At 42.5% G+C, this 899-nt stretch carries 1 protein-coding gene; it reads right to left on the bottom strand.

Translation table 11 applies throughout. The features are described from left to right. On the bottom strand, positions 1–899 hold an 899-nt coding region (locus KEM10_RS23825), incomplete at both ends, for a hypothetical protein (protein ID WP_212220904.1).

Raw genomic sequence — 899 nt, 5'->3', positions numbered from 1 at the left:
GATACCATTTCAAAACCATCCCGATTATTAACCAGGAGCTTTACCACTTCTTTATCGGTGTAAATGGGGATATGTGTTTTGGTTTTAGGCATGATGACCTTAAAAGTGCCATCATAATGCCTGGCTATTGTAATCCTGTTTTCGGTCGCAATAGTAGCCCCGTTGCGAAGGCTCATAATGTGCTTTTGCAGTTTGGCGATTGGAGCAACAACGTAGTTGTCTGCTTTATTATCGTTATTGTCGGGCGACCATGCCTCACTCATTAAAATGCCTTTCTGAACGCCTCTGCCTTTGGTTGTAAAGCTTACCAACTTGCCCGAAAAGTCCGCAGAGCCTTGTAAGATATTTCCAGTTACGATGTAACGGATTTGTCGGTCTGCTGTGAAGTCTTTAATGGCTTCATCCCAACGCTCAATCAAACTTTCTTTTTGACCTGTTGTAAGCTGCATACTACGGCTCATTACACGCTCAATTTCTTTGGCGGTATCGCCCGAAGCCGGGAGAACGATGTATTTACGACTATCCGATATGGCAAAGCGAAGTTTTACCGATGACGGAGCATAAGGATTCTTACGTTTTGGGTTGATGTCGAAACCAAGAAAAACGCAGTATGAATTATCGCTGCTATCGGTTTCAAAACTTACTGCCGGATAGAAATAGCCATGACCGATTTTGAAGAACTTGAAAAAGTTGTTCAGGTAGCGTTTGCGGTTCTCGCTTTGTGTTTTGGTCTTGGTAATCTCGGCTTGTTTTCCTTCCTGAATTTCTTCGGTTCGTTCAGCGATATAATCCTGTTGGGAAGCCTTATCGAAAACGGGGATTTTCTGATACCCCTTTTCGGAGATAATCCCCGCTTGTAGTTCTAAGTATTTGGTTTCTAAATCTTTTAAATCTGAATT

It is taken from the genome of Carboxylicivirga linearis, assembly GCF_018271995.1.
GTDB classification, from domain to species: Bacteria; Bacteroidota; Bacteroidia; order Bacteroidales; family Marinilabiliaceae; genus Carboxylicivirga; species Carboxylicivirga linearis.
This window is presented reverse-complemented; position numbering and strand designations above follow the sequence as displayed.